Source organism: uncultured Kiloniella sp. (assembly GCF_937128705.1).
GTDB lineage: Bacteria > Pseudomonadota > Alphaproteobacteria > Kiloniellales > Kiloniellaceae > Kiloniella.
On the sequence record NZ_CAKZMP010000379.1, the window covers coordinates 1 to 8,000 of the forward strand.

General features: G+C 46.7%; 7 protein-coding genes. 2 read left to right on the forward strand and 5 right to left on the reverse strand.

Translation table 11 applies throughout. The features are described from left to right. Nucleotides 1–209 (forward strand): LytTR family DNA-binding domain-containing protein (locus tag Q0241_RS19425; RefSeq protein ID WP_299380754.1); only part of this gene is annotated, 209 nt, incomplete at its 5' end. Continuing rightward, entirely contained in the window at nt 175–777 is a 603-nt protein-coding gene (locus tag Q0241_RS19430) for an ABC transporter ATP-binding protein (RefSeq protein WP_299380755.1), read from the forward strand. The genes Q0241_RS19425 and Q0241_RS19430, both read left to right, overlap by 35 nt. 457 nt (nt 778–1,234) lie before the next feature. Here the strand turns inward: Q0241_RS19430 and Q0241_RS19435 are convergent, their stop codons facing one another. The 5 genes from Q0241_RS19435 to Q0241_RS19455 all read right to left on the reverse strand — a co-directional run. After that, nucleotides 1,235–3,331, reverse strand: coding sequence for an ABC transporter ATP-binding protein (locus Q0241_RS19435; protein WP_299380756.1), 2,097 nt, complete (start codon nt 3,329–3,331; stop codon nt 1,235–1,237). 23 nt (nt 3,332–3,354) lie between these two features. Continuing rightward, entirely contained in the window at nt 3,355–4,506 is a 1,152-nt protein-coding gene (locus Q0241_RS19440; RefSeq protein WP_299380757.1) for an ABC transporter permease, read from the reverse strand. A 10-nt stretch (nt 4,507–4,516) separates the two neighbouring features. Further along, on the reverse strand, nt 4,517–5,554 hold the full coding sequence (locus Q0241_RS19445; protein ID WP_299380758.1) for an ABC transporter permease: 1,038 nt from the start codon (nt 5,552–5,554) through the stop codon (nt 4,517–4,519). Between the two features lie 96 nt (nt 5,555–5,650). Continuing rightward, nucleotides 5,651–7,303 (reverse strand): ABC transporter substrate-binding protein, encoded by a 1,653-nt coding sequence (locus Q0241_RS19450; protein ID WP_299380759.1) that lies wholly within the window; start codon nt 7,301–7,303, stop codon nt 5,651–5,653. 238 nt (nt 7,304–7,541) lie between these two features. Continuing rightward, nucleotides 7,542–8,000, reverse strand: a 459-nt coding sequence (locus Q0241_RS19455; RefSeq protein ID WP_299380760.1) for a helix-turn-helix transcriptional regulator, incomplete at its 5' end; no start/stop codon positions are given.

The following is an 8,000-nucleotide window of genomic DNA, read 5'->3' on the forward strand; positions in this document are numbered from 1 at the left end:
ACATCGAAGCTTACGGAAATTACACTAAGTTGTTTTTAAATGATGAAATGATTGTGAGGCACGAAAAAAGATCACATTACGAAACTATTTTAAATGATAGAAATTTCTTACGAGTACACAAATCGTTTATTGTCGCTATAAATAAAATCAAGTTTATTGAAGGCTGTTTCAGGCTTGATCCCTTCACTGGGATCCATTCGCTGGGATGATGGTGCCGAACAAAGTCGAAACCCGTCCATTGCTTATATGCCACAAGATACAGGAGGCACATCTTCATTAACAGTTATGGAAGTTATATTGCTTGGCCGATTACAATCTCTTGGCTTAAGTATTCCTAAGGATCTTCTTGATGAAGCTTATAACAATCTGAAAACCTTTGGCTTGGAAAGTTTATCAATAAGAACGTTGGATGAGCTGAGTGGTGGGCAAAGACAGCTTGTATATTTGGCTCAAGCTCTTTTTCGTTTACCCGAAGTCCTTTTGCTTGATGAACCCACAGCAGCCTTGGATTTACGGCATCAATTAATCGTTTTAGATAAAGTTTCTAAGTATTGTAAAAACAATAAAACAATAACGGTTGCTGCGATGCACGATATTTCTTTAGCCGGTAGATATGCAGATCGTTTAATCTGTCTGAAAAACGGTAAAATAATTGCAGACGGTTCGCCGAAAAAAGTATTGTCACAATCGTTAATTCAGGACTTGTATGGAGTGCAAGCTGATTTAATGGATGGGGGTAACGGAACACTTCATATTACACCTTTATACGCAGTCTGATTATTTTTGTAGGGTAAACGATCAATAGTTTATCCTTCAGATGAGTTCGCGATATTAATACTTCCGATTATGTGTCTTAGGGCGGGAAATGTAAAAGTCAACGTGGACCAAGTGCAGCAGGAAAAGTCTCGGTATTTGGGCTTTAGAAGCGTGGAGGCAAAGTCTATACAAAAATTACATCTGATGATTTTCAACAGGATCATTATTCCCTCTCGCAGAAAGGAAAGGGATTTCCGATAGCATTGTTTATTCTGGCTGTTGGAAGGGTGTAAGGTGAAGGATGTATCCGACACTTCAGAGAACCGTAACTACCACAAATCACCAGATGCTGTATATCCTGTTATCAGGCTATTTAGCGTTTCTGTCGGAAGGGCTAGCCCTTTCGAAGAGGGGGGGGATCGGTCATGGCAGAGACTAACTGCCAAAATTGATCTGCGGCTCTTTTTTCACAAAGGTATCAGGCTGCTGTATGATCTTTTTCTTTTTTATCAAAACTAATGACAGGTTCCATACGCTCAAGGATATCATCGGCGAGATGACACTTTATTTGATGTCCGCCACTCAAGGTTTTGATCCCCGGTACTTCTTTGGCGCAGAGATCACCGGGAACTTCAGCAACATGTGGGCAACGGGTGTGGAACGGGCAACCAGAAGGCGGGCTCATAGCCGAAGGAATATCCCCATCAAGAACGATGTGTTTTTTCTCAACCGATGTGTCCGCAATGGGAATAGCCGAGAGTAGGGCCTCTGTGTAAGGATGATAAGGCGGTGCAAAGATCTGATCTGTTGTGCCTTGTTCGACAATATGACCCAAATACATAACAATCACACGATCTGCGATGTATCGTACGACAGAGAGATCATGGGAAATAAACAACATTGTTGTTTTGGCTTCGCGCTGAATATCCATAAGAAGCTCTGTAACCGCGGCCTGAACAGAGACGTCCAGTGCTGAGACAGGTTCATCCGCAACTACAATTTTGGGATGACCGGCAAAGCAACGGGCGACGCCGATGCGTTGTTTTTGACCACCGGAAAGTTGTCGGGGCATACGCGATGCAAAAGCCCTGGGAAGTTTGACCAGGTCAAGTAGCTCGAGCATACGGCTCTCACGTTCTTTCTGGTTCGCCCCAATATTAAACTTTTCAAGCGTTCGGATAATTTGTGACCCGACAGAATGGCTTGGGTTGAGAGTATCGAACGGGTTCTGAAATACCATCTGAAGGGAAGCAATGGTTTCCGGTGTACGATTATCAACTTCAACCGCTTCTATATTCAGGCCATCCATTGTCACTGTACCGTCAGTGGCTGTTTCCAATCCTAACAAGACTTTGGCGAGGGTTGATTTACCACAACCAGATTCACCCACAATTGCCGTTGTTTCGGACTCTCTGGCCGTAAAGGACAAGGTTTCATTGGCTTTGACAGTACGCGTGTCTGATCCGCCAAATATGGCATTCGCAGCTACGTGATAGTATTTTTTCAGGTTTTCAACTTTGAGCACTTCACGGCCGGGTTGAATGGCTTCATGCTGCTGTAAGTTTTCCGGAAGGGCCGTCCAATCGATTTCCTGAAAACGCAAGCAACGGCTTGTATGCCCTTCTTCATTTGCCACGGGCATCATACTGATATGGCCTGCATTACAAACTTCTTCGACATAGTGATGACAGCGTGGTCCAAAGTTACAGCCGCGGGGGCGTTGATTGGGCAGTGGTAACTGTCCGGGGATAGCGACAAGTGGGTGGGTGTTTTTATCGGCACCGGGTAAGGGAATGGATCGGAACAATCCCTGTGTATAAGGGTGCTGCATGCGATCAAAAACATCGTTGACGGTGCCACTTTCGACAGCTTCACCAGAATACATAATGGTGATGCGGTCACAGGTCTCTAAGATCAGTCCCAAGTTGTGAGAGATAAAGAGAATGGACGTTCCGAAGCGTTTCCCCAGATCCTTCACCAGATCAATAATACCGGCCTCTACGGTAACATCTAAGGCTGTTGTCGGTTCATCAAGCAGAAGCAACTTCGGCTTTGAAAGCAAGGCCATGGCAATGACAATGCGTTGTTGTTGACCGCCAGATAACTGATGCGGGTAAGAGCGCATCATGCGTTCCGGATCTGGCAGCTTAACAGCCTCTAACATTTCCAACGACCGGGCATAGGCCGCATCTTTGGAAACCTTTTCATGAATAATCGGAACTTCCATAAGCTGTTTTCCGATTTTCATGGCGGGGTTAAGGCTGGCCATTGGTTCTTGATAAACCATCGAGATCTTTGATCCACGAATGTCTTGCAATTCAGCCTCGGACATTTCCCCCATGTCCTTGCCCATAAATTTAATCGTACCCTCGGTTATCTTCCCTATATTGGATAGATCCCGCATGATACCAAGTGCAACAGTGGATTTGCCACAACCTGATTCCCCCACTAGTCCCATGGCTTCGCCGGGCATTACTTTGCAAGAAAAATCCATAACCGCGGGAATTTCACCCGTGCGGACAAAGAAGGATATCGAAAGGTTGTTAATCTCAAGAATTGGTGTGTCTTCAGTCATCGTCATCTCCCTTAATCCTTCCTCTAATCTTTCATGGACTCTTCACGAAGTGAGTCAGCCAATAAGTTCAAACCAAGAACAAATGACATCAGAGCCGCAGCAGGAAAGAGTGCGGGGTGTACATAAAGGCGAAGCAGACGTGAGCCCTCCTTGATAGCAGTGCCCCAATCGGGGCTTTCAGGGGCCATACCCAATCCGAAATAACCAAGAGTGCCGAGGAGAATGGTTGTGTAGCCAATACGCAGGCAGGCATCAACAATCAAAGGCCCCCGCGCATTGGGGAGGATTTCCCAAAGCATAATATACCAAGGTGTCTCGCCCCTTGTCTGGGCCGCTGCTATGTAGTCACGGGTTTTGATGTCCATAACCAAGCCGCGCACAATACGGAACACAGCCGGGCTGGTTGCGAAAACAACGGCGACAAAAATATTAAGCTCGTTCGGATCAATGGAAATGATGCCAAGTGGATCTGCATTAAAAACAAGCCCTGCATAGATCCAACCACCGAGGACCAAGGTTATTGCCAGCTGTATCCATAGAACTTCTACTCTTTTTTTGTACCGCGTGTAGAACAGGGTTACAAAAAAGACGATGGGAAAAAGAAAGAACAGCCCTGCCATAGCGTAGGGGATTGGTGTCTCTGTAATTCCCGGTGTGACCAAGAGGTAGAAAAGCAAAATAACCGGGAAGGCCAAAACGAGGTTAGCCAAGAATGAAAGAATGGTATCAGTCTTTCCACCGTAATATCCGGCAGGTAGCCCAAGGGAGATACCAACCATTAGTGCAAAGATTGTTGCTGCCGGGGCGATAATAAGAACAATCTGACTGCCGTAAACAACACGGCTGAACACATCCCGTGCAAGCTTGTCTCCACCAAACAAAAAGGCTTCACCACTTCCTGGTTCTATGGCACCGGGGAGTTTGTTTTTCATGACAACGATTTGGTCAAGCGGATCAAAAGGGGCGATGATGTCTGCAAAGATCGCCGTGAAGATCCAGAATGCGACGATGAGAACGCCAACGATACCAACACCACTATCAAATAACCTGCCATAAAGACCGAGTTGGTTTTGAAAAGCAAAACTTGCGGCAACCAATATGATCAGCGCAAGCCAAGTGGGCCATAATTGTATGAACGTCGTGGTGATAATGTCGAATGTTGATAAATATTCCATCGTAGCCCCCTTATTTCACACGAATTCGAGGGTTGAGGTAGGCATAGCCTACATCTGATATGAGCTGGGTTACCAGCACAACAATCACAGAAACAAGTGAGCAAGCCAACAAGAGATCAATATCATTATTCCCTGCTGCCTGAACGAGGGTAAAACCAAAACCCTGGTATCTGAACATGATTTCAACAATGACAACACCAGTTAGAAGCCATGGGAATTGAAGCATAATGACGGTAAAGGGCGCTATTAGCGCATTGCGAAGAGCATGTTTGATAATGACGGCGTAAAAGCCCATGCCCTTAAGCCGAGCGGTTCGAATATACTGTGCTGTCATAACCTCTACCATTGAAGCACGTGTCATCCGGGCGATATAACCCATGCCGTAAATAGCCATTGTCATAACGGGGAGGGCGAAGTTGTAAAAGGTTATTCCTTTTGACGTTGCTGTTGCTGCTGAACCGTTTAACCATCCCAGCCACGAAGCAAATATGACGGTAAAAAAGATACCGGATACATATTCTGGCGTTGCTGTGGATGTGATGGACACAATGGATAGGCTACGGTCCATGCGCGATCCTTCGCGCATACCGGCAAGAATACCGATCACCAGGGCAGAGGGAATCATGACGGCCATAACCCAAAACATCAGCCAACCTGTTGATTGCAGGGCAGGGACCAGTTTATCAGCAACCTTTTTCTTAAACTTTGTAGAGCATCCAAAGTCTCCTTGAATAACACCGGAAAAGGTTGGGGCCGTGGGATCATCACAATATTTGAAACGCGATACTGCTTCGCCTGTTTTTTGATCTATATTAGGTTGTCTGGGCCAGAGACCTAGCCATGATCCGTATCGTTCAATAAAGGGGTCTCGGTAACCATTGTTTACCAACCAGGATTCAATCTCAACATCTGTTGCTCTCATATTCGTTTGAGAAATAGAAAGCTTACGAAGATTGGGATCTAGATTAACAAGTGAAAAGACAACAATCGTTAGGCATAACATGGTTAATACCATGACGCCCAAGCGTTTCAAAAAAAATGTAACCATATCTGCCCCGTTGTTTGAACGCATAATTTTTTATGTTTTTGGTAAACCAAAGGAGCTTCGGGGGCCGAAACTCCTTTGGTTGTTCCAAGAATACAATTATGCGTCGTCGAGCCAGACTTTTTCGAAATGGAATTCGAAAAGCGGATGCATGCCGTGATTACGGACGCTGGGTGCCGCATGATTAAAGAGATAACGCCAATATGGCTGGATTATGTGTCCGGAATCTTGCAAGATCTGTTCAAGATCTTTCATGATTTCCCGGCGTTTATCAGCATCCGCAACCGCAAGCGCCTGTTCCATTTTTGCATCAAATTCTGGGTTGCTATGTGCGGTTTCGTTCCAGGCTTCTCCTGATCGGTAAGCGAGCGCCATGATTTGAACACCCAGCGGGCGCATATTCCAGTTGGTGATAGAGAAAGGATACTTGGTCCAGTCATTCCAGAAGGTTGATCCGGGCAGTACTGTACGTTTGACTTTGAACCCGGCTTCACGGATTTGCGCGGCTACGGCATCAGCCGTATTTTTACGATAATCGTCATCAATTGAGATAAGTTCATGCTCATAATCACTTTGACCAGCTTCTGCCATGAGCTTCTTCGCGCCTTCAATATCACGCTCTTGTTTCGGCAGCTCGTAATATTCCGGGTGAAGAGGGGCCACATGGTGGTTTTCGGCAATGGTACCTGCTCCTCCGTTGCCGAGCTGAAGGACGGTTTCATTGTCCACAGCCATCTGCAGGGCTTTACGAACACGTTGATCATCATAGGGTTTGTGAGTTGCATTGGTTCTAAGAACAACCGTGGCTGATGTTACTACCTCTGATCTGGTTAGGCCCAAACTGTCCATAATTTCAATGAAATCGGCTGTCGTTTCGTAGTTGGTATGTACTTCTCCAGATTCAAACGCAGCAACTTCGGCAGAAGGATCTGTACCGTAGTCGATGAACTCAATACCATCCAGATAGACGTCGCCGTCCCACCATTTTCCATTTGTCCGACGTTTAACAGATGCGGAAGTACCAACTTCATATGATTCAAATTCGAATGGGCCTGTACCGATTGGATTAGAAGGAAGATCGCTCCCCATTTTCTCGAAGTCACGATGCACTACCAAGGCTGGGTAATCACTCATTCCCGGAATGATAGTGATGTCTGATTTTGGCAAATTTAGGCGAACAGTATGGCTGTCAATTTTTTCAATAGCACCTTCGATGGCTTTACCCGTATTTTCGTCGATAAGTGTCGCCATGCGACCTGCCATAGAGTTACCTTCGACAGCTTTGTCACACCAACGCGTCATATTAAAAACGACATCATCAGCATTAAAGTCATCGCCATTATTCCATTTAACACCCTTACGTACTTTTAGGGTATACACAGTGGCATCATCGTTGATTTCCCAACCTTCGAGCAGACGTCCTTCAAACGTAAAATCGCGGTTATAACGAACAAGTGGTTCAAGGAACTGGCGGGCAAGGTTGCCCATTTCAGACCAGTCAAATGTACGTGGATCTTTGAGTTCGCGTACATTTGTGGATACTTTTAGGATGCCACCTTTTTTGCCTTCAGCAGCGATTGCCTCTGATGGTGCAGCAATACCGAGCATGCCGTAAGCGGTTGCTGCGGTCGCGCCAAATACGCTTGCAATTGCAAGGAATTCACGGCGATCCATAAGACCTGCTTTGAACTCTTCAGCGTACATCGTGGCCGCTGGAGGAAGCCGCTGGCCGGTGTTGGTTTCATGCGTCATCTTTTTCTCCCTGTGACACAGTTATAATTTTTGTGGGGTCGAAATCGCAGAGCCTGCCAATTACGCAGTCTCTTTCAAGCTCCCCAAGTCATCGCATTCGGCACTAGAAAAGGGGCTACGTCAATTCACCCATTCGACAATCTGAGGTCCGAAAGCGACATCGTTCGCGATCAAAAGCGACATTGGGTTCGAATGCAAGCGGGAAATACGACTTCCCCTTGGTCAACTTGTCGTGATGCTAGGCGGCTGCTTTTCGGCTTGCCATGGCATCTGAGCGAATGGCCGAGGGCGTTTGTCCCGTGTGGGTCTTTATAAAGCGTGTGAAGTAGGCAGGCGTTGAGAAATTCAGGCGCTTTGAGATGTCGATGGCTTTCATGCCTTCGTCCTCCAGCATACGGCAAGCCCTTTGCAAAGTGTGCTGGGTGATCAGATCAGCGGCGGTCATGCCGCTTTCGCTTTTGCACACGCGTGTCAGATGGGTTGGCGTCACGCCAAGCTTGCTGGCGTAATCAGCCATATTGGCACCGCCCTTGGACGTGCTCTGGGATTGGACCAGCAGGGCACAAAAGGCCCGCATCAAGCGCCGCGCCGCGTTTTCGGTTGGCGCTTGGCGTTGATAGCGGTGTGCCCAGACCATCATCAGTTGCGCATGTGCGCTTGCGGCGATCTGCGCCATGGGTTCATTGCTTGTCGCTTC